This window comes from Microbulbifer mixtoriginis (SeqCode) (assembly GCF_052467515.1).
Genome location: NZ_CP174314.1, coordinates 2,061,319 through 2,086,648, shown reverse-complemented (window position 1 = coordinate 2,086,648; position 25,330 = coordinate 2,061,319). Strand labels below are relative to the sequence as shown.

At 44.7% G+C, this 25,330-nt stretch carries 20 protein-coding genes; 9 read left to right on the top strand and 11 right to left on the bottom strand.

What is annotated here, in order from left to right:
- Positions 1 to 210 precede the first annotated feature (210 nt).
- A complete protein-coding gene (locus tag ACJJIT_RS08960) occupies positions 211 to 648 on the top strand; it encodes a DUF3299 domain-containing protein (protein ID WP_444900909.1) in 438 nt (145 codons plus the stop codon).
- Positions 649 to 672: 24 nt separating this feature from the next.
- Here the strand turns inward: ACJJIT_RS08960 and ACJJIT_RS08955 are convergent, their stop codons facing one another.
- Positions 673 to 2,898, bottom strand: coding sequence for a S46 family peptidase (locus tag ACJJIT_RS08955; protein WP_444900715.1), 2,226 nt, complete (start codon positions 2,896 to 2,898; stop codon positions 673 to 675).
- A gap of 631 nt (positions 2,899 to 3,529) precedes the next feature.
- Here ACJJIT_RS08955 and ACJJIT_RS08950 point away from each other — a divergent pair.
- On the top strand, positions 3,530 to 4,252 hold the full coding sequence (locus ACJJIT_RS08950) for a DUF1826 domain-containing protein (RefSeq protein ID WP_444900714.1): 723 nt from the start codon (positions 3,530 to 3,532) through the stop codon (positions 4,250 to 4,252).
- 459 nt (positions 4,253 to 4,711) lie between these two features.
- Positions 4,712 to 4,903 (top strand): transposase, encoded by a 192-nt coding sequence (locus ACJJIT_RS08945; protein ID WP_444900713.1) that lies wholly within the window; start codon positions 4,712 to 4,714, stop codon positions 4,901 to 4,903.
- Between the two features lie 228 nt (positions 4,904 to 5,131).
- Here ACJJIT_RS08945 and ACJJIT_RS08940 read toward each other — a convergent pair whose 3' ends face one another.
- The 6 genes from ACJJIT_RS08940 to ACJJIT_RS08915 form a co-directional block, all read right to left on the bottom strand.
- Positions 5,132 to 6,073 (bottom strand): IS1595 family transposase, encoded by a 942-nt coding sequence (locus tag ACJJIT_RS08940; protein WP_444900226.1) that lies wholly within the window; start codon positions 6,071 to 6,073, stop codon positions 5,132 to 5,134.
- An 83-nt stretch (positions 6,074 to 6,156) separates the two neighbouring features.
- Entirely contained in the window at positions 6,157 to 7,176 is a 1,020-nt protein-coding gene (locus ACJJIT_RS08935; protein ID WP_444900712.1) for a CobW family GTP-binding protein, read from the bottom strand.
- On the bottom strand, positions 7,176 to 7,643 hold the full coding sequence (locus tag ACJJIT_RS08930) for a Fur family transcriptional regulator (protein ID WP_444884810.1): 468 nt from the start codon (positions 7,641 to 7,643) through the stop codon (positions 7,176 to 7,178). Before ACJJIT_RS08930 ends, ACJJIT_RS08935 begins: the two co-directional genes overlap by 1 nt.
- A 246-nt stretch (positions 7,644 to 7,889) precedes the next feature.
- A complete protein-coding gene (locus tag ACJJIT_RS08925) occupies positions 7,890 to 8,084 on the bottom strand; it encodes a ZrgA family zinc uptake protein (RefSeq protein WP_444900711.1) in 195 nt (64 codons plus the stop codon).
- Between the two features lie 9 nt (positions 8,085 to 8,093).
- Entirely contained in the window at positions 8,094 to 8,456 is a 363-nt protein-coding gene (locus tag ACJJIT_RS08920) for a MerC domain-containing protein (protein ID WP_444884807.1), read from the bottom strand.
- A 455-nt stretch (positions 8,457 to 8,911) separates the two neighbouring features.
- Complete coding sequence (locus ACJJIT_RS08915) at positions 8,912 to 9,460, bottom strand: cysteine hydrolase family protein (protein ID WP_444900710.1); 549 nt, start codon at positions 9,458 to 9,460, stop codon at positions 8,912 to 8,914.
- 114 nt (positions 9,461 to 9,574) lie between these two features.
- Between ACJJIT_RS08915 and ACJJIT_RS08910 the strand changes: the two genes are divergently transcribed.
- The 3 genes from ACJJIT_RS08910 to ACJJIT_RS08900 all read left to right on the top strand — a co-directional run bounded on the left by ACJJIT_RS08910 (position 9,575) and on the right by ACJJIT_RS08900 (position 16,688).
- Positions 9,575 to 10,537 carry a GlxA family transcriptional regulator gene (locus tag ACJJIT_RS08910; protein ID WP_444900709.1) on the top strand — a complete coding sequence of 321 codons (963 nt, stop codon included), beginning with the start codon at positions 9,575 to 9,577 and terminating at the stop codon, positions 10,535 to 10,537.
- A gap of 604 nt (positions 10,538 to 11,141) precedes the next feature.
- Entirely contained in the window at positions 11,142 to 12,155 is a 1,014-nt protein-coding gene (locus ACJJIT_RS08905) for a cytochrome-c peroxidase (protein WP_444900708.1), read from the top strand.
- A gap of 1,047 nt (positions 12,156 to 13,202) precedes the next feature.
- Entirely contained in the window at positions 13,203 to 16,688 is a 3,486-nt protein-coding gene (locus ACJJIT_RS08900; RefSeq protein WP_444900707.1) for a fascin domain-containing protein, read from the top strand.
- Positions 16,689 to 16,824: 136 nt separating this feature from the next.
- Here the strand turns inward: ACJJIT_RS08900 and ACJJIT_RS08895 are convergent, their stop codons facing one another.
- From ACJJIT_RS08895 to ACJJIT_RS08885, 3 genes are all read right to left on the bottom strand, one after another.
- Positions 16,825 to 17,736: an SMP-30/gluconolactonase/LRE family protein gene (locus ACJJIT_RS08895; protein ID WP_444900706.1), complete on the bottom strand. Its 912-nt coding sequence runs from the start codon at positions 17,734 to 17,736 to the stop codon at positions 16,825 to 16,827.
- A gap of 33 nt (positions 17,737 to 17,769) precedes the next feature.
- Complete coding sequence (pcp, locus tag ACJJIT_RS08890; protein ID WP_444900705.1) at positions 17,770 to 18,438, bottom strand: pyroglutamyl-peptidase I; 669 nt, start codon at positions 18,436 to 18,438, stop codon at positions 17,770 to 17,772.
- Positions 18,439 to 18,724: 286 nt separating this feature from the next.
- Positions 18,725 to 20,503 carry a hypothetical protein gene (locus tag ACJJIT_RS08885; RefSeq protein WP_444900704.1) on the bottom strand — a complete coding sequence of 593 codons (1,779 nt, stop codon included), beginning with the start codon at positions 20,501 to 20,503 and terminating at the stop codon, positions 18,725 to 18,727.
- 919 nt (positions 20,504 to 21,422) lie between these two features.
- On the opposite strand from ACJJIT_RS08885, the gene ACJJIT_RS08880 reads away from it, so the two are divergent.
- The 3 genes from ACJJIT_RS08880 to ACJJIT_RS08870 all read left to right on the top strand — a co-directional run bounded on the left by ACJJIT_RS08880 (position 21,423) and on the right by ACJJIT_RS08870 (position 23,966).
- Positions 21,423 to 22,406 (top strand): alpha/beta hydrolase, encoded by a 984-nt coding sequence (locus ACJJIT_RS08880; protein ID WP_444900703.1) that lies wholly within the window; start codon positions 21,423 to 21,425, stop codon positions 22,404 to 22,406.
- 305 nt (positions 22,407 to 22,711) lie between these two features.
- The gene (locus tag ACJJIT_RS08875; protein ID WP_444900702.1) at positions 22,712 to 23,323 is read left to right on the top strand and encodes a hypothetical protein; all 612 of its coding nucleotides are present in this window, start codon (positions 22,712 to 22,714) and stop codon (positions 23,321 to 23,323) included.
- Between the two features lie 103 nt (positions 23,324 to 23,426).
- Positions 23,427 to 23,966, top strand: coding sequence for a Dps family protein (locus ACJJIT_RS08870; protein ID WP_444900701.1), 540 nt, complete (start codon positions 23,427 to 23,429; stop codon positions 23,964 to 23,966).
- A gap of 201 nt (positions 23,967 to 24,167) precedes the next feature.
- Here ACJJIT_RS08870 and ACJJIT_RS08865 read toward each other — a convergent pair whose 3' ends face one another.
- Positions 24,168 to 25,088 (bottom strand): LysR family transcriptional regulator, encoded by a 921-nt coding sequence (locus ACJJIT_RS08865; RefSeq protein WP_444900700.1) that lies wholly within the window; start codon positions 25,086 to 25,088, stop codon positions 24,168 to 24,170.
- Positions 25,089 to 25,330 lie beyond the last annotated feature (242 nt).

Below are 25,330 nucleotides of genomic sequence, written 5' to 3'. Positions count from 1 at the left end.
GCCGATAGAACACAACCTCTCTCAACAATCGGGGGAACAAATACTCTAAACTATGCTCTATTATCTACTCAACCATCCAGGAATTACAGCTGCAATTAAAGTTCCGGCAAATACTGAACGTAAAAGTATGATTGTATGTTCGCCCATGACAACTCCATCCAGATAAACCCCGCACTAATCTGAGGGCAGTAACTCAGCCCATCAGAATACATAGATGATATTTTTGAAGGCTCCGCTGCCGACTCAATACCTAACACATCGGCTTTTATCACCACGAGTGAAAATGAAAGCCGTTCCCAGGCCGCTTTGACTTCCACTAGAATAAAACCAGAGCTCGACAATCAACAGATACCCATTGCTGGATTTATCGTCCCGATTGAATTTAATGATGAACTAACAATTTCCAGCTTCCTTTTTGTGCCCTACTTTGGAGCCTGTATCCACTTCCCCCCCCATCTCCGAATTAGGTTATCCACAGCACTTCCTAAGGGAGTTCCAGTCGACGCTCTGTACGCGCCTTTCTCTATAGAAGGGAAACTAAGAACACTAAAAAAAGAGAGCGAGTTCGGTACTGCGGCTTACAATATGGCGGTGGATAGTATTCAACCCTACAAAGAAAAACGTCCTCAGGGAGCATTGCTCACTTGAGGACGTTAGTTCAACTATGGTCGGCTACTGGCCCATCTCCCGAACCAAGTATCCGGCTCCGTCAATATTCTCCATTACCCAGAGAATATAAGCGATATCGACATGAATCGCTCGGGTACTATCGGTGAAGTCCCAATCAGCATTGATACTATCGTAGGTTCCATCGAATACGACTCCCACCAACTCACCGCGACCATTCATTGTCGGAGATCCTGAGTTACCGCCCGTAATATCTACGGTACTTAGGAAATTAACCGGCACTGAATCCAGCTGCTTTTCATAGTAACGGCCATAGCTCTGCTTATCGATCGCTTCCATCAGAGCCTTGGGAGCATCAAAGGGGTCCTCGCCGGTATACTTTGCCTTAATACCACGCAATGTAGTAAAAGGTACAAAGCCTTGTTTACCGTCATTACCATCTGCTGCCTCTTTAATTGTTCCAGCTGGTGGCTCATAGCCATTAACCAGGCCATAGGTCACGCGAAGAGAGCTATTTGCATCCGGGTAGACCGGCTTACCTAGGGAGTGGTAATAATCTATCAGCATCTCCATATATTGTGGGCGCAATTGGGCGAAGCGCCCTTTAATGGACTCCTCATACTCTTCACGGGCAAGCATATCATCGTACATGGCCACTGCCAGCTGGATAAACGGATCCTTGCTCTCTTTGAAGTCTTCAGGCTTTTTACCAATCCACGCTTCACGTACCTCAATATCGGAAAGCTCTGTTTCCTTATACATTTTGTCGAGAGTTGCCTCTAGGTCAGTATTGCCTTTTCCGATATTCAAGTAACGATCAAAGCTGGCTATACGCTGCTCCTTCGGGAGCGCCTGATAGCGGTCTAGGAAGTAGAGCCAGATCTGTTTGTCGACTGATGGATGATAGCTGCGCTCTATACGACGCATGCCCTCTTTGAATCGGGTTAGATCCCGTACCTGATAGCCCGGCTTGCGATCAGCATCGGGTTTTTCGTTCTCTTTAGCCAATCGATACAGTTTGCTTGCGGCACCCAGCATGGCTGAACGATCCATATAATCGATGGCCAGGTCCTGTTCACGGGTTGATTCTTTTTCTACAACCAGCGCCTCGATATCATCGATCGTCGACTGGTATTTTGTCTCGCGGGCCTTGTCTGAATCCACCCAAGCTTGCAAAGCTTTTTCCAGCTTTTCTTTACGCTGCAATAGATCGCTGCGCTGGTAACCCTCCATCATGCCGGTATAGTTTTTAGAGTAATTATTCAAACCTGCCACGAGGCTTGCATACTTTAACTCTGCATCTTTATTGTCGGCAGTTGCCCCACCAATCGTTTCCGACCATTCACCCAGCACCCGCTGCATGTTTGGGTAATACCAGTTGAAGTTGCTTTCTACTTCTTGGGCAGTGCGATAACGGTTGGTACGCCCCGGATAACCGGCAACCATCACGAAATCACCTTCTTTAGGCCCTTTTGCCGCTACAGGCAAATAGTGCTTAGGCTCGTAAGGGACATTATCTTTGGAATAATCAGCCGGTTTACCATCTTTACCAACATAGGCGCGGTAAAAAGCGTAATCACCGGTATGGCGAGGCCACATCCAGTTATCGATATCGCCACCAAATTTGCCGATTGAAACTGCGGGTGCATGCACCAAACGCACATCGCGGATTTCCAACTGCTTAACCAGGTAGTAATTCAAACCGCCGTAGTAGCTGTAGACCTCACAGCGATGGCCCTGATCTTTTTCACACTCAGAAACCAGCGCCTTCTCCGCTTCTTCGATTGCGACAAAACGTGCAGCGCCATCCATCTCATCAGTCAGGCGTTCGTTGACCTTATCCGTTACTTCGTTCATTGCAACGGTGACGTAAACTCGGGAGCCCGGTGCAGCAGGCAGCTCTTCAGACAAATCTCCGGCCAGGAAACCTTCAGCGAGTAAATCCTTGGATTCGGTTGAATTGTATGAAATTGAACCGTAGGCACAGTGGTGGTTGGTAATCACCAATCCCTTGGGAGAGACAAAGGAAGCGGAACATCCCCCCAGGCTGATCACCGCGTTCATTGGAAATTCGGTAAGCTTGGTCATGCTGGCTGGGTCTAGCTCCAGGCCATGAGTGCGAAGCTCTTTGGACAGCTCAGGCAACTGGTGAGGTTGCCACATGCCTTCAGTCGAAACACTCTCTTTCTCTGCGGCGAGGCTGGCGCAACTCGCTCCAGCAAATAATGCAGCAGTTGCAACCCCGTAAACAATAGAATTATTTATTTTCATATTTACTCAGCAATATTTAAAAAAAACAGGTTAATTTTGGGTACTTCCCAACGCTAACCATGTATTTTCCGGTACACCGAAAATTCACTTATAAACACAGCAGGCTGACAGAGTAACACACCCTCCCCGGCTGTAGGCCGGCACGAAGCTGCACCTCTAGCTAAATCCTGCCAATCATTGCCATTATTTCCCTGGCTCTTCCACTCAAATGGGATAAACCATAAATACACAATTGATACATTGTATCATTTTAACTCAGTTAAATCTGAACAAAATGTGAATTACGACGACGGCAAGAAAGAAATCTGAGATAAACAGTTTTGCTGCTAAAAAGAACATGGCCGAATAATCTACTTGCGCCAGGCATTGGTCAATACGCCTCACCAAGGCTCCCTCCAGCTATCAGAACTCCCGATAAATTCGGTCTTCAAGCTTGATTCACCCCAATGTTGGAGGTTGCCTAGGCCGACCACTCTCAATATGTTATGTTATATCATAGCCTGCATTAAGGGGCGGGTAGTGCGCGAGTGAGGTATTTAGGTATTGCACCGCCCGCCATAGCAGAGATCAAAGCAATTAAAGCCTCTGAAAATAGTTTTTATTAGCCGAAGTTACTTAATTGGAGATTAGCTTGAGCCTGACCGACTTTACAGAAAGAAGCCATGAGACAATTATTACACAAACTCCAAATACTGAACTGGCTCCGAAAGAGGAAGGACTGTCAGTGGCAGACCTGCCAAATACCCGTCGGGCCGTATCTGCAGATAATGGAGAAGTTTTAGCAGATATTTTCCAAGCTGATATTAATATGGCCATCTGGCAACGGGAACTGCCCAGTAGCATAGCCAGTGATTGCCGCTCCCTCTTAAATAGTGGTATACACCCCAACCGTAGGATTCTATTACCCACCGCCAAGATCGAGCGTCTCGGTGAAGCATTACCAGAGCTTGGTCCCTACCCGCACTTGTGTGCTGATATCCAGTTATTGGCAGATATGTTCAGTTATCTATTTGAGCTAAGTGGAGTCGGTATTCGTTTAACAACCCTGAACGGTGCAATGTGCCCAAAGTTTCATGTAGACCGGGTGCCCTGTCGATTGATTACGACTTATTTAGGTACGGGTACAGAGTGGCTGACACCAGATTCTATTACCCCAAATACACTCGACTTAAAGGCTAACCAGGAATTCCCTCCAACTTCCATCAATCACCTGGCATGCGGCTCGGTTGCCCTTCTCAAGGGCGAACTCTGGGAGGGCAATGAAGGGGCCGGTCTAATCCACCGCTCACCAAGTATCGAGCCCGGCCAACTGCGACTGCTACTCACTTTCGATTTCGGATCCGCCGACGAGTGACGAGCGCTTACTGGGACGTAAAACTCTTCTTAGGAATAACCCATGAAATTTACCGCGAACCTTCTTCTCATGGTCATGGAGAAGGCAATAATTAACTGATGGAAATACAGCCAGTTGGGAGCCACTATATATGGCTCATTTTTTGGTAAAGAGAGAAATCATAACGGCAATTCCCATTCAATCTGGATATATATGCCGGTAAAAGGCTAATTTATTTAACTTTTCGCAAAAGTGGTGTATAGCCTATTGAGCTACCCTACTCTCACCTGGCTTTAATGTATAGCTTTGAGTTTCCCTGCCATTGTTGACATCCAAAGTGTTCACTTGCTCCTGCTCTATCCCCATCAGCATTGATTTCTTAACACTCATTTTTTTACTGGAAATATTAACCATATAGGCTTTTTCATAACTTGAAATGAACTATTTTCGTGCAATCACTTTGAATAAGGTACTGCAATAATGAACCGATTCAAGTCAAAGTTAACCGATGAACAATGGGAATTGATCGAATTTTGTCCTCCTGAGTTAAAACGAGGAAAGGGAGGCCCAAAACCTATTGATAATCAAGCTTGTTTTGAGGACATCCTGTGGGTTTTGCTTTCTGGAGCGCGATGGAAAGATCTTCCTTATCTGTCTACACAGGAGAAATAGGAATAAAGCCCCAAGGCAGGATGGTAGAAAGCTCAGAAGGTATGCTCGCCGATGGAAAGTTGAGCGGACTTTTAAATTACCGCCGCTTGGTTGTTAGATGGGAGCGATATTTTTCCTCTTATCGTGTTTTTTCTATACTGTATGCATGTTAATTACGTTAAAGAAGTTATGAAATAGCTTCTAGTCGAGTAGCTATTTGGATTTGTAAAACACTTACCTAATTACCACTTATGCTAAGCCAATTTTTAGCAACCTTTCCGGCATCGGCGGCGTCCGAAGAGAGACGTAAACCAGTCTTGGAATGAGTGCCGATAAATCAAACCTCCGATTAAAGCGATATTGAAATTCTGCCAAATAGCGCTGTGCATATTTCGGCCTAATAGAATGGTAAGTACTACGCAGCGCACTCTTTAAATTACCAAGTACCGTATTTACCCAATAGAACTCAGGCTCTTCAACAGAAGCTCGGCCACCACCACAAACAATTTTGTCATGCACACAACCGGCCTCCTTAATGGCATTGAAGCATGGAAGGCCATCTGAGATGACTGTGCTGCCACTACAAAGGGACTTTTTACTCCAGGTTGAAATTTCACTGCTTTTGAAGCCCTTGATAATTGAGAGCTTAATACGGGTTGGGCATCCCTCCTTGGTTGTTTCAACGGCAGCTACAAAGGGAGTTTTACCCTTGGCTCCGCGCCCCGGCTTGCATCCAGTACGCTCACCACCAAGATAGGCATCATCTAGTTCAATAAAACCGGACAGTTTGTATCGCTGGTCTCGCTCCATCATCACTTGCATGAGTTTCTGCTTCATACGCCATGCTGCGTTGTAAGAGATGCCCAGATGTCGAGATAGCTCCATACAGGAAATACCCTTCTTATCCTGAGTAATCAGGAAGATACCGAGAAACCAGGTGGTGAGGGGGAGCTTCGTAGAGTCAAAAATCGTACGGGAGGTAATCGATGTCTGACGTCGACACCGGTTACATTGCTTAAGCTTGCGATAAGCGAGGTCGCAATGCTTGTCATGTCCGCAGTGAGGACAACTAAAGCCATTGGGCCAACGCCATCGCGACAGCGCATCGAAGCACTGTTCCTCGCTGCCGTACATTTTGAGGAATTGGATCAAACTAATCCCCTTCTGAAACTGTACCTTGTTGCGAGCCATGGTGCATCCCCTTGCAGATCAACGAGATAGCTGTATTTATATACAGCTAAACTTGACTTAGCAAGAGTGGTAATTAGGAACACTTATGTTTGGGTACCCTGATTATCCGCCAGGGCAGCAATCCAGCAGCTCTCCATCGCGCCCCAATCCAAACGCGCTTGGTTAATCACCTCCACCCGGCTTTCCAATGTGTCATCCAGCTCCAATACTGTAAGCACTATGTCAGCCTTATTAAATCCAAATACACCTTGCTCGGTAATAAATACCCCCTTGATTCTCTCAGCGTCAGTGCCACTGAATAGAGAAAAGAGCGCATCATAATCAAATATAAATTCAGGGCTAAAACGCCAACCACAACTGTAAAACCCCTCTCCACTATTTTCTGAGCGGAGATAACCACACTCCGGCAATAACTCAACCTCATCCGCCACCTGGATTACTGGATGATGGTGATCACTCCCTGGCGAGACCTGAAAACTGCAGGGCAGCTGGAGCCACTCTAGTTCGATACGCCCCTGCTCTACTACCTGTAGAGGTTTTTCCGTCCCTTCACCTAGAAATGACAGAAAACGCTGTAGATTTTGCAAGTCCTCAGGGCCATATAGGTCAGACTTATTAGCCACCACCAAGTCAGCAACTTCTAATTGCTGCCGAAAAGTCTCACTACGCAAATAGCGATTGTCCTCTATACAGCGGGCATCCACTAAAGTAAGCGTACCACGAAGGTTCAAAACACCGCAGCGTACAGCGTCGGACAGCGTTTCGAGCACCTCTCGCGGATGCCCCAGACCCGTGGGCTCGATCAATAAACGATGGGGCTTGGCTTTGGCCAGTAACTGGTTTAAAGCAACCTGCATCGGCAAACCGGCAGCACAGCACATGCAGCCTCCGGGTACCTCTCGGATATAAATACTTTTTTCCTGGTCCGGTTCAAAAAGTGCGCCGTCAACACCCACCTCTCCGAACTCATTGACCAGAACAGCCCAGCGCTCATCATCGGGCTTACTTTCCAGAAGGTGGCGGATTGCGGTCGTCTTGCCAACACCCAGAAAACCAGTGATAACGTTGGCAGGCACCCCACGTATTAACTGACCAGCTGCCACTAAGCTGCATCCCGACTGCACTCATCACAAACACAGTCCAGCTCCAACTGGGAAGTCTCGAGATGATATCCGGCACTTTCAACCGTATCGCGCAGTGCATCAATGACTTCAGGCCTAATACCAATTTCCCGCACCTTGCGGCAACGATTGCAGATTAAAAACTGTGGAGTCTGGTGGCTGTGGTCACAGGCAATATGAGCACAGGCCAGGTATTTGTTTTCTGAATTGAGCTTGTGAACCAGGTTCTCTGCGGCCAGAAAATCCAACATTCGGTAGACTGACATGGCGGGAATTGAGTCGCGAAAGTCACCGTTGTAATGCTCCGCTATCTCATAGGCAGAAAGCGGAGTTTTTGACCGCAGCAAAACAGTAAGAACGTTCTTGCGCTTTTCAGTCAAGCGGGCACCCGAACTGCGACAGGTTTGCTCCGCCACACTAAGGGTCTGTTTGATTTGGGATGCTTTCATAGCCTATTTCATTAGCAATTTGTTGTCTTTACCAGTGAGCAGTTCAGCTCCCTGACGACCGGAGTGCGAGATTATCACACTTGAATTCATAACTAGCATGGAAACCACAATGCGCTGAGCTGTCACTGCTAACTTCTGCACTATATGATGGCGCCCCAACTTCCACACTTAAGGGCTGGCACTGAGCACTGCCAAACTCCAAAAATGATCAGGCTTGGATAGTTCGAGAGTAACCTACTCTAACAGCTATTTTGGGGCATCGTTACAAGGCGCATGCTCAAATCCCACTAAATTAGATGAAGGTGACGCTAGTTCGATACGGATTCTATCTGTCTCGGCCACTAGATACATCATGGCCTTACCATGGACATGACTTCCCATACCTCCCACAACTGGGCCAGCCAGGGACAAAGCGATCAGCAGAACTCCAGCAGACTTCATCATCCTCACCTAATCAACCAAAGCGATCCGATACACTAAGCGCTGGTTCACCCAGTGGGCAATGATCAATAGGCCAGCACCAACAACACTGGCAACCAGCTCCCAAGGCCCTTCAAGGTAAAGCGCACCAACCAATAGCAGCGTCCCCGAGAACCCCACAACCATTACCGTGTAACGCTGATGGCGTCGGCAGGAGGCCGGGAAGCTGCCAAAAGCCAAAAATAAGACCGGAACCAACAGAAGTAAATGGACAAACTGGTCGCCCTGTAAAACACCTAATACCCCTAAACCTCCCAAAGCGGGTAATAAAGGTGGCAAAAAACAGTGAAGCAGACAAATACCGGATGCGAAAATTCCTAGAGTATCTCTCACAATAATCCTTCTAATCTATTTAGTCCGAACACAGATCAATACGCATCAACCATAGAAATGATACATTATATCATTCATATGGGCTAGACAATATAAATTGGGGTTCATAAAACGCCACTGATTAATAAGGGGGCATTGATAGGATGCCCACCTCCGACTCTAAAAAAAGCAACTATTCTTCCTTCGATAGCACCTGCTGAATTTCAAGAGGGCATAGCAAGTTGGGATAAGTGCTCATTTCAGATCCAAAACCTGATCAGACTAATAATTTTGACTAAACAGTCAAATTCAAGTCGACAATCTTTAGGTATAAAGAAATTTATCAAGAAGTCGAGCTGTACATGCAGCTCAGAGAAGGACTTTAGGCTTTTAAAGCCTAAAGTCCTGATCGCTAAAGGTGTAGAGTATCGGTAGAGTATCGCGTGTTGCTTAACTCTAAGGTGCAGGTGAATTAATTACTGCGTTAAATATTCCTCAGCACTGATCACCTCTGCATAAGCAAATTGCAGTGCAGCCATATAAGCTGCATGTATATGTGCAGCGGGAACATCTACACCATTGAAGTACATGTCCCGACTGGCACAGGCATCATGAATAACGGTATTTTCATACCCAAAGTCACTTGCCACTCGGGTGATGGCATCGATACACATATGGCTCATCGCACCGACAATGACCAATTTATTAACACCTAGCCCATTCAAGTGCTTTTTAAGATCCGTACCTTTAAAGCTGTTAACTTCATTCTTGAGTACTACCGGCTCACCTTCAACAGGCAGAAGGCTTTTGTGGATTTTCGCACCCTCACTACCGGCAATAAAGAATGGAGCATCCTCACTGAGAAATTCATGGCGAACATGAATAACTGGCCACTGCTTTTTGCGAAACTCAGTCAGCACTTTTGCGGCTTGGTTTGACGCTTGGCCAATGCCTTCAAGAGTCCACTTTCCTCCTTCAAAGTAGTCGTTTTGCATATCGACGACGATTAGCGCTGTTTTGCTCATAAGGTTGTCCTTTGGTTGTGTCTTTGAAATGTACAAGCGCATGTTAGGGCGGTGGGCTAAGATACAGGCGTGGCAAGACCGACATAAAACAGGCAAGAACTGACAGGGGGGCTAGTGACCCAAACAATCCACATTGCAATACTGATGATCCCCGGAGCGGCTCGGTCGGCGACTTATGGCCTAATCGATCTGTTCCAAACCGCAAACCACATCTGTCAGGAGTCAATTCCAGAACCCAAGGCGCTATTTGAGGTATCACGCTGGCTAATTAATGACGGAAAAGTCATACCCAAGAAAAAAGGGGCTTCTAAAGGCCCAAATATCGTTATTGTACCGCCGGTACTTGAAGGTCAGGAGTACATGGAGCCACCGACAGATGTCAGTACCTGGTTGTTAAAGCGACACAAAGAGGGGGCCGTAACCTGTTCCGCTTGTGCTGGGGCTTTTATGTTGGCCGACGCAGGACTATTAGATGGACGCCAGGCGACCACTCACTGGCGACTGGTCGATGACTTTAAGCAGAAGTTCCCGGATATAGAGCTGAATATCGATTCCATCCTGATTGCAGACCCGGATGTTGTCACCGCAGGAGGTGTAATGTCTTGGATCGACCTTGGGTTACATCTGGTCGGACGATACATGCCTCCCCATATAGTTATGGAGTTGGGACGTTTCCTATTGGTGGATACAGGAACTCGTTACCAAAGTTATTACCGCAGTTTTCTACCTCCTGTAGATCATGGTGATAAAGCAATTTTAAAAGTTCAGCAGCAAATTCACCGGGATTATCAACAACCAATCTCTGTTGCAGAGATGGCTCAACTCGCCAATCTGGGCGAGCGTACTTTTCTACGAAGGTTTCACAAGGTTACCGGTTATAGACCCGCCGAATATCTACAACAACAACGTCTGCAAAAGGCTCGCGAGCTATTGGAAACGGGCACATTGCAAGTCGAACAGATCGCTTGGCAAGTGGGATATGAGGATGTCAGCGCATTCCGGAAAATGTTTCACAAACAGACCGGTCTTTCTCCTCGGGAGTATCGACAGAGATTCTCAGGTGGCTCTAAAATGTAATTCCCCAGAAAGGCGAACTAGGGGTGCTAATCGGGAAAGTAACCAATTTCACTAAAGAGATTGATCGAAGAGATTCTTGTTAAGCCCGGTAGCTTGATAGGTAGCGGAACGCCTCTATTTAAGGTACGTAGACCAATATAAAAGTTAAACAGATATAACAATAAGATAAAAAGCTTCCTAAAACCTAAAAGCTCTAACTAAAAAGTTGACTACATTCAAATAGTTAAGGGTCCATTTATCGTTCGAGTAAATATTACACCACCAACCGACTAGCAGGAATACGAATCATTTCTCTTTGGAGATGCCGATAAGTATCCCCTCAACTCTACACTTCCTCCCCATCTCAGAAATTGCCCTGCAATTTTCAAAGGTAAATAGCAAGACATCAATTTTGCCAAATCCAGTGCACTCAATGTATAGGTCAAGTTCTGAATAATATTTGGAAAATATTTTGTGAACAATTCTGGATATTCCAAAAATCAACAAATTTTTTGTTAAATCATGGTATCAGCTGAACGAGCTCCCCTATATAGTGGCACCGTCTAACTTTGATTAAAAATAGGTTAGTTTTCATTCTTTTTTGAGATTTGGGAGAGATACCAAAGTGATTAAGAAAATTTTTTCGAAAAGAGATCTAAAGCTTCCAATCATTGGCGGCTTGATAGCGGCAGCAAGTTTGCTATCAACAACGGCAACAGCCGAAGTTGATATAAATCAATTACGTCAACAATCAAAAATTATGTTCGGCACTCTCTCAGAAACTATGCCAGGCAGTGAGAATGACACCCCAGCCATGGTTGAGCTTGGAAAAACACTGTTCATGGACAAACGACTTTCAGTCAATGATAGCCAATCCTGTAACAGCTGCCATCAAGTAGGGAACTACAACGGTTCGGGCGTTGACAATGAAGCGACATCACCGGGAGCTTTACCTGGTACCAAGGGCGATCGAAACTCTCCAACGGTATGGAATTCAGGATTCCAAATGGCTCAATTTTGGGATGGTCGCGCAGAGGACCTGAAGGAACAGGCCAAAGGTCCAATTCTAAACCCTGTAGAGATGGGAATGCCTTCAGAAGAGGCTGTTGAGACAAAGATTTCAAAAATTACCGAATATCAAGAAAGTTTCAAACACGCCTTTGGTAAAGAAAATGCTATCTCTTACGACAATATTGCTCAGGCCATAGCTGCATTTGAGCGCACCCTGATTACGAATGATCGTTTTGATGATTTTATGAGCGGCGATGATCAGGCTATGACAAAAAGTGAGTTAAAGGGCTTGCAAACCTTTATCAACACTGGTTGTTCGGCATGCCACAATGGTGCAACCTTGGGTGGAAACATGTACCAGAAGATGGGGCTAGTCAACCAATATCCACACCAAGAAGATTTAGGTCGTTATAAAGTTACAGGCCTTGAAAAAGATAAAATGATGTTTAAAGTTCCAATGTTACGCGATATAAGCAGAAGCGCTCCTTACTTCCACGACGGGCGTGTAGAAACCATTGAACAAGCAATTTACGATATGGCTTGGTACCAATTGGGGCAGAAATTAAGCACACAACAAGTAGATGATATTGCAACTTTCCTAAATGCTTTAGAGCATCAAACCCATTAAGGTATTTCCCACCCTTCGGGGTGGGCCCCTTTCGCTCTATTTAATTTTGGCTAAGCTCGCGGATTTTAAATCACTACTCATTAATAACTTATTATCACTCTGCCTTACCTTTGTGTATCAGCCACGTTCAGAGATAGAAGTTAGCAGACCAAAGAGTTTCCTAATTGCTAACCAGTTGGTAATGTATAGCCCTCTAACAATATCTATACCAAGTCGGAAAAGTGAAATCCATAGGGAGATGAACAGTTTTAGCTATCGATTTGCGGCAGCTCCATTAAATTACCGTTCACTGCCTGAGCATTCAGTTATCAGTTGTCTTTATCAGAAGGTGTTCTGTCCGTTCAAGGTCAAGTAATCAGATTTATTCGGCGGAAGGTATCAAGTTAATCAGTAGTGATTAGTTTAGCTTTAGACGATAGTATCGAATTCACATCTTTTCAGCTATTAGCTACTAATACAAGCTGCTGCCAGCTTTTATTTTAGACCACTATAAATTTCGCCCCTTCACTAAAGCACCAAAACCGGAATATGAGAAAAACTTATGGGTAGTGGTCACTTCGTATCCTTATACAACTGAGAACATCTACTGTACTTGGGTAAGGCCAATTCAGGTAATTAGCCCCCTTGGCACTCTACATCTTAGTTGCGACAGTCATGCCTCTGCTAATTAGATTTATTTAGATAAACCATTTGCACAAGGCGAGCCAAAGTCACCTTCTCAACACAGAAGCCTAAGAGTATTACGAAATTATTAACGCAATATTTCATGAGATTGCAGAATCAACTTTTAAAATCTTCGTGAGATCAGTTTCTCACTATACGCCATCTCTGTTTGACCCGATCAACAACAAGGTCTTACATTGCTGAACGAATTTTGAAGTTCGAACAGCCAGCATACATCACTTACTTTATCCAATAATAATTTAATATGCGTCATTGTATGAAATTCTTGGAACTTTCTAAATTATATGATTAATTTTTAACAAAAATATTTCCCCTCCAAAGAGTTACTTCTATTTGGTCAAAAAAACAATATAGGACTTGATCATGAAGCTCAAAAAAATAGGTGCGTGTATCGCACTTATGTTTATTCTAATTTTACCCGTATATGCCCATGCAGGATTGTGGGATAAATTTACAACCTGGGTTGTTGATACTTGGGATACTGTTGAAGAGAGAGTTGAAGAGATTATTGAGGATGTCGTTACAACTGTAGAGGATGGTGTAACGTCAGCAATTGGTTTCTTTGTAGATACCGGTGAGTGGATATACGATGGACTAACGACCGTGGTTGAAGGTTCACTTAATTTCTTCTACGGCGTTGCCGATGGTACAGTCACGGCATTAAATTACTTCGGCCTGGATCTCGATATATCGGACTGGTTCACCACGGGGGGGCAGAATTCCGAGGACGGTGCGCGGCTGTGGAGCCTTACAGACTATGATACGTCCTCGTATCCTGCATATTTAAATGCCTTCCGTGATCGGCAGGTAGCTTATATCGAACGCGTTCTTGATTCATCCAAAGCCGAACCTAATAACGATCATTATGTACTCAGGGCATATTATGATTTACCACTGGATAAAGAGGCTCTGGCTCGGGGGCTGACCGATCTTTTTACACCAGGAAAGCACGCTTACAAAAACCCTGATATGCGCCTGATAGAATATATTAGGCTATTGGCGGAGAGTGATGAGTACGATGATATTATCCTGAGTGAAATTATCAAACTACCTTATTGGCAGGATGAAGATACTGAAGGAAAGCGAGTTTACACTTCTGAAAATCACGTACTTATGTGGCTATCTTCCAGCTGGTTACTATCTGAAATGGAAGGTTGGGATATAGGTGGTGGGCCCGAAAAACTAAGGGAGCGTCTTGTACGTTATCTGGAGGTTAAAAAGCAGTTTGGAGTATATGAGTCCACTTCAAATGTTTATAGTCCATTTTCCCTGACAGCATTGTTAAATTTATACGACTATGCCCAGGATACAGAGATTAAAACCCTAGCTGGACAGGTTGCCCTTATTTTTCTTAATGATATCGCTATGGTCACCAACGACCTTGGTGCTGCTATAGCTGTCGATTCAAGGACCTATGAAGGTGTTCACCAAGATCTTAACTTCTTGAATAATAAGTTCGCACGATATACCGCGTTGATTACTGGCAAAGGTCCACAAGATTTTACGGGTAGTACCCATATGGATATTTTTGCCATGACTACACTTGATGTAAGCAGTGTTGCCTATAATCGCCTTGAAAAACTTAATGGTGAGATTAACATAAGCTATTCTTCCGGCCACCCTATCACTGAAGTTGATACCGTATGGGCTGGGTTGGACCTCCAAGATAAGTTAATTTTCTCTCAATCTGCCGGCGCCTATGCCCACCCAGAACTGATTGATGAGATGCTGGAATATTACCTGAATCCACTTGCCGGTCTGAACTTCTTTTTGGAAGATTTGATTGTGGAGTCTAACCTGGCAGATGACGTAGTCGATATGTCAGGTGTTCTTCTTACTGAAACCAGTGCACCTTTCACCACAAGCTCAATTATTTCAGAAAAAACCATGGATCTGTATCGCCATGGCAATGTGCAATTATCGTCATACCAGGATTTCCATGCGGGGAATGCAGGTTGGCAGCAGCTGCCCTGGATAGCAACAACCGGTACTATACCGGTTTATACTCGTTCAGGTGCGGAATACGGTGGCTGGAAGGCTGGTGGCCAGGAGCAAATGAACACGCACTTACCCTATATAAAGCAAAATGAGAATGTAGCCATGGTTTTGTACAAACCTGCGATGGAGCTGCGCTTTATGGATGGTGTTAACAGAGCAACTGACTTCTTACCTGTAGATGACTTTCTAACTGCACCAGTAAATTTGCATTGGCCAACAGAGCAATTCGATGAAGCAACCAGTTTCCAGAACTGGTTATTTGCACGTGAGGGTGATGGTTATGTGGCTGTTTATCGTCACTGCCTGGATACCAAAACTTTTATTCGCAATGAGGAGGTTGTAGAAGTTTACAGCTGTAGTGCTGATGAACAAGTCTGGGCAACAGTTGTTGGCAATACGCAGACTCACGAAAGCTTTAGTAATTTCATTTTTACTGTTTCACAAGCCAAGATTAAGAGTAAATGGTACTGGAGCTGGGCAGAGACCCGCCATGTATGGGAGACAACTTTAGAAGTCGATGGAAAGACCTTAAGTTTTGGCTGGGAAGCAAACGTAGATGATTTAACGGATAGAGAAATGTGGGAATTGGCCAGTGCTAATAACGCATCTACTATCGAAATGGCTTCAGTGAGTGGATTCCAGGTCAATAATGTAACAGACACAGAAACTAATACGGGGCATGGTAACTGCGAGAGTTCAAACGATGTGTTTTTACATCAAAACGTAAGCTTTAACGGTTTTGATCCAACAATATTACGTATGGCAGAGGCCGATAACGGTGAATGCTATCTGATTAACGTAGAAGATCAGTCACAAGATATGGAATTGATCCATGAAGGTGAAAAGGTCGATGTAGTGCGTTTTACTAACCGGCGCTTTGTAGGTGGCGAGGCTGATAAGGCTAACGGGATAAATCACGAATGGACTACTATAGAGTTGGACTTCAGTTATGAAAACCCTGTGGTGTTTGCTTCAGTAATTGGTATTGCCGGCACTGACCCGATAACAACTGAGATTCGCAATATCACTTCAACCAGCTTCGATGTGCGTGTTGCGGAGTTTGCCTGGAACGATGGCATCCATACATCGGAAGTGGTGCATTATGTAGTGATGGAGGCTGGTAGTTACTCAATTGCCAATGGATTGCAGCTTCATATTGGCGCCGTTGCACTGGAAGATAATTTGAGTGGCTCCCCGGACTTTGAAACTGTCGGGGTCGACTTACAGGATTACTTACTGATCAGCCAAGTACAAGGTAGTGACAGGGAAGAAACCCTAAGCACGCGTGTCAGAAATAAGAAAACTGGCACATTTGAAATGAGCCTGATGGTACAGGAGGCAAACAGTGATAATGAGGAAACTATAAAGGCAGTTGTAGGTTATTTGGCTGTCGGAAAGCCCCCAGTCAAATCCTTAAAAGTGGCACTTAAAGGTGCCCACGGGAAGTATCTGGGTGCAGCAGGTAATGGAGGAAATGGCAAAACTGCCAACGCCAATGCCTCAGTAATTGGTAGCCATGAGACTATTGTCCTTACAGGAAATAGCCTGCAACAGGGTTGCCTAATAGACGGGGATGAAGTGTGGCTGCAAAGCACCGGTGGTTATTACTACAGTGCCCAACAAAGTGGTGCTTTAGATGTCGATAGAACCGCTAGGTACAGCTGGGAAACATTTAAGTTGATCAACCATTCAGACAATACGGGCTGTTTACGAAATGGTGACGTAATTTCCTTATACAACCCAGAGCATGGTAACTACATCGTTGCAGAATCAGATGGCCAGGCTAATGCGAATCGCAAAGCATTAGGTTCATGGGAGAAATTTATTGTTTACGACCTAAACGATAACTAACAAGTACCAAGCGGGCACCCACATCCATTCTTACTGGGTTTGGGTGCTCTAATCTTGGGGGTTATGCATCTGCAAAATTATCCTGTGTCAATAAGCTAGGCAGATATTTATCAGTGATCCTGACTCGGTGGGCTTCTCAAGCTCCAAATTTTGGCTCCGGGAGCCCCCGAACACCAAGGCCATGAATAGCAAAAATACTACCTGGCTGCGGGTGGCGGGCTAGTTCCTCAGGAGTTACAAATGATTGCTGTGAAGTAACGTAGAGAGTTTCATAATTGTCGCCGCCGAATGTAACGCAGGTGGGACTTCGGATCGGTAGGTCAATCTCACGGTCAAGGCGGCCCTTAGGATCAACCCGTAAAATCTTACCGCCAAGATTCAAAGCAAACCAATAATACCCTTCAGCATCGACTGTTGCGCCATCTACAATCGCGGGCTTACGATCTTCTACTGAAAAGAACGGCCTTCGGTTGCTGATACGCCCCTCATCCATATCCAAGTCAAATACATAGACCATGCCACCAATGGTATCGCCAAAGTACATACGAGTGTCCTCTGGGTCGAAAGCAATCCCATTGGAACATACAAAGGAAAAGTCTTTAGCAACCTGGCGCACGCTAAAATCAGGCTCAAGGCAATATAAATGAGAGACTTTACCTTTCAATTGCGTATCCATACTACCGCACCAAAAACGCCCTCTTCGATCGATCTTTCCATCGTTTAGCCGGTTTTGGGGTAGATTCGGTTCCGGATCAACAACTGCCTCAAACTCCCCTGTTTCGAGGTCAATGGTGCAGAATCCTGAATTGGCAGCGCCAACTAACCCTCTCCCCTTACGGAAACCAAAGGACCCTACCTGCTCTGGCATTTCCCAGGTCTTTCTTTCACCAGTAGAGATGTTTAGCCGCCGAATCGATGGCCGCCGGGGCCCTGCCAAATCAACCGAAGGGCCGACATGATCCGCCCAGTAGATAGAAGTGTCTTCTGCATGCCAGATGGGTGTTTCTCCCAGTCCATCGTTACACTCCCAAAGACATTCAATCTCCATTGTCAAAACCCTTCTTAATAGTTTCAGCAGGTCTTAGACTTGAAACTTGGATGGAATAGGAACATCAATATCCTCAGTATGTAGCAATGCGGCCTCTATTCCAGCATGGACACCAAGTGCTGAGGTCTCTCTGGACATACTGGGTGTACCAAGGTTTTCGGGCAAAGCCGCTACTTGAGGTAATTGCGGAAGGTGAATCCACCCTGCGCGTATATCCAGCTGATTGCTGGCAATAAAGTGCAAAACGCCATACATCAAGTGATTACAGCAAAAAGTAGCGGCATTATCCGAAATATCTGTAGGCACTCCGGCTTCACGCATTGCCCTAACCATAGCTCTGAGAGGAAGATTACTACGATAGGCTACCGGTCCATTGGCAACCGTAGGTGCGCCCTGCATCTCTACGCCACGATTGTCCTTTAGGTTGTATCGAGTAGAATCGTTATAATTTTGAGCAATTCGCTCTATAGTAACCATCGATCGCCCACCATATTCACCCATCATGATCACTATTTGTGGACGGAGTTCATCTATAGCGCTAGTTACTAAGTCAATACACTCAAAGAAGTTACTAGGAACCAGGATTCCAAAAACATCAGAATTCCCAATACGGGTACCATCCAAAACACGCATTACCGATTCTGCAGGATTTATTGGCGTATGCCCGAATGGTTCAAAGCCGGTCACTAAAACCTTCTTCATGACAATACTCTTTGAGTAGTTTGTAATTGGCCTTCAGAAATGTGCTGTCTGATTCTATTTATCAAGAATAGAAACTTTTAAGGGCTCAGGCTTAAAAGAACGGTTTTATACGAATACTGATTAAGTACTTTACTTGGCCGTCCACACAGTTGGACTGTCCAGGTTAAGTGTTTAATTTTCACCAATACCTGCTGAGCTTTCATCCATCATCCAGCAAAGTCATAACACAATCCAAACTCTTAACTCCTTGCTGGGTTGCAAATTCGGCTACAGTGAAGACACTGAACTAATCAGACTTCGCCCCATCCACGGATTTCTGCTGAACCGGTGTGGTCGGTGCATACCGATACAACTCCCAACCCCCTTCGGGATTTAGGTGGAAGGGGTTTACGGTGCCCAGCCACATAAAAGTTGGGTGGTTAATCATCGTACGGAAACCGAAATTACCCGAATTACCTACACCATTTATAGTGGCAGGGATTGCTTGTAGATCTGGAGAGAAAAAACGATAGAGTTTTGCACCAGAGATTGATGGGCTGGATAACGCATCCTCAAGGAGCATCAGCAATTCCGAGGGAAGCTCACCCGCAAGATCAATTACACTCGGTATAAGTGAGCTGACGTCAAGTGTAGCCAGATACAGATTGTCTCCAGTCACTCCCAGGCGCCAAGTGTATACATTAAACAGCCAGCCCAGTCCGGCTCCCCCTAGCTTTGGAGGCCCTGACAAGGTTTGTGTTTCCACAAACTTGTTGAGATCGGGGTCCCAAGCCTGAACCGTTTCATACCCATAGAGAACTTCAACATTTGGCTGCCCTTCTCCTTCAAAGTTGTCCCCGCGGAATACGGTTGTTGCTCTATGGGTTGCCATAATGGTGTCCAGCTCTCCAATAGGAGTACCCCATGTCTCACCATAGGCGAGAACATGGCTCCTGAATCCACCGAACGGAAAGTTGATCGTACCCCAGTAGAGATTCCCACGCCATGAAGTAATATCCCCACCGGCATAGGCTCGAGCGCTGACAGGGTCTGGCTCGTACTCGCTAATATTCCAAACTTCCTCCCACTCTTCAACATCATTAGGCATGAAGCCACCTGAAGGTATTTGGGGACTCATCACTATCCCGGCGTAGGCTTGCACCTCTCCTGTTTCAATATCACCATTCGGCCAGGTAGACGAAAATATACGCCCGTTGTGTATCGTCATGTCTGCCGGAGTACTTTCCATAGTACCGATGATTTCAAAATTGAATGGATCATCGAGATTGCCCATCCAACGCAGAACCCGGCCCGCCCCACCAAGATCCTCTTGCAATCGCACACCGGTATATAAAACGCCTTCGTAGTTAAGAAACTCACGGATATTCGAATATTCAGAAAATTTCTTTGAGCCCAAATACCGTCCGGTACTTGCCTGCCAAGCCAACATGATAATGCTGTTACCACTGCCAACGCCGGCAATTCCCTCCTGTATACCACCCGGCCCGGCAAGAAAAATCACATCGTCCGCGTAGCCACCCGAGCGTAATCCAAGGATGTCCTGTAGAAGCGGATCGTAAGTGGGAGTAACTTCTGTGACTTCAAGTGTACAAGTATCCATACGGTAGGCAGAGGGAGCCCGCCAGTCCCCAAGGTTCTTAAGGTTTGGATTTTCCTGAGCAAGTATCCCATCGGCAAACTCGCACACCCAACCCTGGGTTGGGGCTAATAGCGGTGTCAATACTGCGGTTGGTGACGCTTGTGCGGTACAGAGAAAATTACTGCCGGTTCCCCAGTATAAAAATTGGGGAGATTCAGCCATTCCCCAAATCCGCGTACCGTTGCGTTTAGGTTCTCCTGCTGAACAGATGCCGTCCACTAACTCTGGATAAGGTTGACCAACGCCATTGAAGCATTCATCGACTGGCGCTTTAAATAGCTTGTCAAAATGCGGATTAACCCGTTTGCACATTTCATCTGGATAAGCCGAAGTCCCTATTTCTGGAATAGCCAATTGGGCTGTGGCGAAAATTGGAACTGTGGAAGTTAAAAGTAACGAAAGTGCAATATATGATGTGGTTTTCATCAGCATCCCCTACCCTACGCACGACCGCTACTGCGGAAGGTTCAACGATTGTTGTCCTTAGTTATTGCTAGTTTGGCGCACTAACAAAATCCAAGACTATGTAGAGATTAGGTGGCAGCGGGATAAAGGAAATGATTTTTACTAGGAATCACCCGCCAAATATCGTTTGATCACAATCGCTTGATGAAGTCTTAAGAGTCACATCTTTGAACCATAGATCTGTAGAAAGATAGCAGAAGCGTTTTTCAGATATACGTGAACTTAGTCTCCATTAACTAAAGCGCAATCTACAGGCTTATACCTCGGTATGTCGAACAATGCCTAGCGACACGCATCTCTCATGGAAGAGTGTGTACTTAGGCTCTCTCTGATATCACACCGCCTGTAATGCACCACCAACAAGTGTGGTACGGCGCATCACGATTTCCGGAACGAACCTGCCCTACATATACAGGGTTTTTTCTGCCTCAATTTGTTAATAATAAATATTTGTGCAATTAAGTGCTTTAGTTGGCCTTAATTATGATAAGTTATTGATTAATAACGACTTTGTATGAATACTGATTAAGTACTTTACTTGGCTGTCCACCGTATACCAACAACAACTTCATTTCCTTTCTATATTCAAAAATAAAACGATTATGGCACGCTAATGACAGCAGTAGGATTACGTCTAGATATTTATTTTAATCAATATTACATATACCACTTTAAAAGATATATTATTTAAACACTAACAAGCTAGTCCGTCAGGATAAATTTTCTAATGGGTTTACGATTCATATTTTTAAAAGATTAACTATGTAATAGATCAAAAATAGACAGGCGCGGGATATCACCAAGTGAGGAATTCATGGAGCAGCAAATCTATCTACGCGCCATATGAACAAACTGCAGTTACTAATTGAACTCAAGCAATATGAAAGCCAAGTCAATTTTAGCCAGAGTGCTAACTGTTATCTCAATATGCATAGTTATCCCAGCCTGCTCTCAAAGAATAGCTAGCTCAATAGAAAAAGCTGAAAACTTTTCCTTTGTTGACAGAATAACTCCCGAACGTATTAAGAAGTTAGACTTTAGGAAAAATGAATATTGCCCATCTAAGAAAAAGGTATGTATAAGCTATTATTACGGCTCACCTTTAGACGAAAATAACCTTAACTACTCTGTAACATTAAACCGTGGCGAAAGAGAAAATATCGTTAAGATTAACTTAAATAGAAATTCTTTAGATCGAAGTTACTTTGGCACCGTAGTCTTATTGCATGGATTCCGTACTTCAAAAGAGTTTATGTTGGACTCTGCTTTATATTTCCGCTTTCTTGGATTTCAGGTTATTGTTCCGGATCTTCTCGGTCACGGTGATACTGGTGGCAGGAGGAAATATGGAGTAGATGATAGTCAATATATTAGTGCTCTTATCGACAACCTAATTGAAAAAGGAACCATCAAAGGTGGAAAAATATATATTGTAGGAAGCTCTATGGGCGCCTTAACGGCATCACATATTTCCACTTTAAGATCAGATATCAGTGGAATCATTCTTTTAGCTCCGATGCTGCAATTTGATGAGGCTGTATACAATTATGCAAAAATTGATCACCCCATACTTAGCAGGATTATCCCTGAGAGAGACATACGCAACGGGGCGATTTTGGCTCTTAGAAAATCTAATATAGATTTGAAGGATACAAACATAAAACCCCTCTTAAAATCCTCACAGACTCCGACTCTACTAATACTCTCAGATTCAGACCAGATTTCACCATATGCAAGTTACAAGCAGTTGAAGAAAGATAATATCGAAATATTCAAAATTAATGGCAGGTTTCATCCAAGCATGAATACAATTGGTAATATCGAGCATAAAGCAATTGTTAAATGGCTCAATACTAATCAGTAATACTGCCAATAAAGTTTTCGGATATATTCAAAATTTAAATATCGTTGGGTGAATCTACCAGAGGCAGAGCGAGATAGAGCAGTTATCTTTTTCGATCCTATAAGCTTTTTTCATAATAAGCCTGGATAAGCCACAACCACGACTACTTAATGACCAATTAAAGGTCATGTTTTTGGGGTGTTCCCATACACTGTCTGGCCGATAGCGAAATGGGAACAACTATTAATCAACGACTGCTATTATTTGAGTTTAAGTAAATGTCTGCTTACATCCTACTCGCCCCTTGACTCATAAAGGAGATGTGCATGAAGAGGCATTCATTCTTATTCATAATGATTTTGATTGCTCTTGCCTTAATAGGGTTTAACACAGCAGCTGAAGAAGGTAAGCCTAAGCCTCCTCAAAGTAGTGAGGGCAATATTTGTAGTAATGAATATGTCTTATGCACTTCCGCCCCTTGTATCCCTGACCCTAGAAATCCGGATTCAAATGCAATTTGCCAATGTGATGTTAACAAGGGTTTAAACTTCGGGATGTCAGCATGTAAAACCCGGATTCCTGTAACTGACTCGACCGGTGTAAAAAAAGTCTTATCGACTTTTTCTTTCGCTCAAGCACCTACAAAACCAGTGCTTTCCTGTCCAGAAGGTAAACCTTGGACGGATTGCCTGGATCAACCCTGTATTGTCGACCCAATGAATCCACTCAAGGCCATTTGCACATGCAAAATAATACGTGATCAGCCTTTTGTAACTTTTGGAGGAGACTGCGTTCCGTTGACTTGTGATACCGGCTATTGGTCAGGCGCAACAGTTGGGTCCTATATTGGGGCAAGCAGGCAGTTGATGAAGGCTTTTGGTTTAGACCAGACGCCTGCTAAATATTGTGCGGGAACGAAGGCGCATGTCTCAGAGTGACCCGGTATTGACTGGCGAGTCGCCCTACAGGCGTCTAATCTAATGCCAAGATAATATTTACTCTTCTAGCTCTCCCCCTTGCCATAACTTTATGAGGCTTCCTATGAGAAAAGCAACCAGTGAACAAGTAAGCGCAAAGGATCAAGCCAGACTTAAGGCTCCAACTGATTTGGGCGAGAACACTAGGAGTAGCATTACTACTGCTGTCAATACGCTACTGGCAGACACCTTCGGCTTATACATGAAAACGAAGAATTTTCACTGGCATGTGAGCGGTCCGCACTTCCGGGACTACCATCTACTGTTTGATGATCAGGCCAGTCAAATTTTTGAGATGACCGATGTCTTGGCAGAGCGTGTGCGTAAACTGGGGGGAACCACACTTCGCTCCATTGGTCAGATCGCCAAACTACAACGATCTTCAGATAATGATGCGGATTATGTAGACCCACAAGATATGCTAACGGAACTTGCTGAAGACAATCAGCAAATGATTGCGAATATGCGCAAAGTTCATGAGCTTTGCGATGAGCATCATGACATTGCAACTGCGAGCATTCTGGAGGAGTATATTGATCAGGCTGAAAGGCGATCTTGGTTCTTATTTGAGGCTAGCCGGAGTTCAGGATTAACTCACCACTGAACGTCACCCCAAAAGACGCAATAATTTTGTGCTCTAGTTGAAGAAGGGAGTTGTTGTATTTTTAGCGGACAACAATTCCTTTCTTACATCTCTACTAGAACTTTCCACTTATTTACAGTGTGAAATTTACAGTTCCAGCCTCAATTTTCTATACAATTTATCTCTCCAGTTACAGAACGACTGGATAACGTGAGGGCTACTTTATTGGGATTTCAGGTTTGCCCAGGTGGCTGAAATACCAATCTTTTCAACAAGGAAATCAATAAACACCCTGACTTTTGAAGTGAGTACATTAGATTTAGGGTAAACAAGCCAAATCGCTGCCTGGTCATCAATTCTGTAATCCGGAAGTACCCGAACTAGTGTACCCTCTTCTAATTCAGAATAAATATTCCATAACGAACTCATACAAACCCCAACCCCGGCTTTGGCGGCTATACGCATGCTGGCGCCATCATCACAAATTACTCGAGACTTGCCTGTCGGTGGAGGAAATGATCCAGCTTGTTTATCACTTTCAGATATCAGCTTTCTGGGCTTTGAATTCATAAACACCAAAAGCTGGTGCCGAATGAGATCTTCAGGCGTATTTGGAGCACCGTATTTCTTTAAGTAGCTGGGGGAAGCGCACAGGATTCTCTTGTCTTCTGCAAGTTTACGTCCAATAAGACTACTATCTTCTACGGCATAGTTGCGTAGGGCTAAGTCAAAGCCTCCCTCGATTAGGTTAACTTGTGTATCAGATAGCTTAAGCTCCACATCCACACCGGGATATCGCTCAAGAAATTCAGGCAGTATTGGTGCTACAAAGCGCTGTACAAATGTGCTTGAAGCCGCAAATCTTAGCGTTCCACTCACATTTGAACTGCCTTTACCCAAAGCTGCCAAGGCAGCATCTTCTTGGGCAAGGATCTCTCTAGCATAGGGAAGGAATTCGGCTCCTTCTGTCGATAAGGTGACCTTCCGAGTGGATCTATGGAATAGATCCGCCCCTAATTGAACCTCAAGCTTTGACAGGCGCGCACTGGCTACTGATGGAGCCAATCCAAGCTGACGCCCTGCGGAACTGATATTGAGCAGGTCAGCAGCCAGCACAAAAAGCCTTATTCCGTTCGTATCCACAAACTATATCCAAAATCAGAATTCTGAATCCATTTATACCTCATTTATTCGGAATAACCAATGAATTAGGCTTTACCCAGTTGTTGAGTAGTTGCCTTCAAATGGTCTTGTAGCTAAGCAATAACAGGAAGTTCGTTCGCGATTAGAAGAGATCAATAGATGGATTTTTTTCTCTTAAGAACATTTATGGGATATGACCGACTGATCCCAATTGTGCAAAGGACATGGCAATGCCAACAACC

Coding starts and splice junctions, on each gene's coding strand:
- ACJJIT_RS08955 (WP_444900715.1), bottom strand. CDS start 2,898: ATGAAAATAAATAATTCTATTGTTTACGGGGTTGCAACTGCTGCATTA.
- ACJJIT_RS08945 (WP_444900713.1), top strand. CDS start 4,712: ATGAACCGATTCAAGTCAAAGTTAACCGATGAACAATGGGAATTGATC.
- ACJJIT_RS08940 (WP_444900226.1), bottom strand. CDS start 6,073: ATGGCTCGCAACAAGGTACAGTTTCAGAAGGGGATTAGTTTGATCCAA.
- ACJJIT_RS08930 (WP_444884810.1), bottom strand. CDS start 7,643: ATGAAAGCATCCCAAATCAAACAGACCCTTAGTGTGGCGGAGCAAACC.
- ACJJIT_RS08925 (WP_444900711.1), bottom strand. CDS start 8,084: ATGAAGTCTGCTGGAGTTCTGCTGATCGCTTTGTCCCTGGCTGGCCCA.
- ACJJIT_RS08915 (WP_444900710.1), bottom strand. CDS start 9,460: ATGAGCAAAACAGCGCTAATCGTCGTCGATATGCAAAACGACTACTTT.
- ACJJIT_RS08900 (WP_444900707.1), top strand. CDS start 13,203: ATGAAGCTCAAAAAAATAGGTGCGTGTATCGCACTTATGTTTATTCTA.
- ACJJIT_RS08895 (WP_444900706.1), bottom strand. CDS start 17,736: ATGGAGATTGAATGTCTTTGGGAGTGTAACGATGGACTGGGAGAAACA.
- pcp (WP_444900705.1), bottom strand. CDS start 18,438: ATGAAGAAGGTTTTAGTGACCGGCTTTGAACCATTCGGGCATACGCCA.
- ACJJIT_RS08885 (WP_444900704.1), bottom strand. CDS start 20,503: ATGAAAACCACATCATATATTGCACTTTCGTTACTTTTAACTTCCACA.
- ACJJIT_RS08880 (WP_444900703.1), top strand. CDS start 21,423: ATGAAAGCCAAGTCAATTTTAGCCAGAGTGCTAACTGTTATCTCAATA.
- ACJJIT_RS08875 (WP_444900702.1), top strand. CDS start 22,712: ATGAAGAGGCATTCATTCTTATTCATAATGATTTTGATTGCTCTTGCC.
- ACJJIT_RS08870 (WP_444900701.1), top strand. CDS start 23,427: ATGAGAAAAGCAACCAGTGAACAAGTAAGCGCAAAGGATCAAGCCAGA.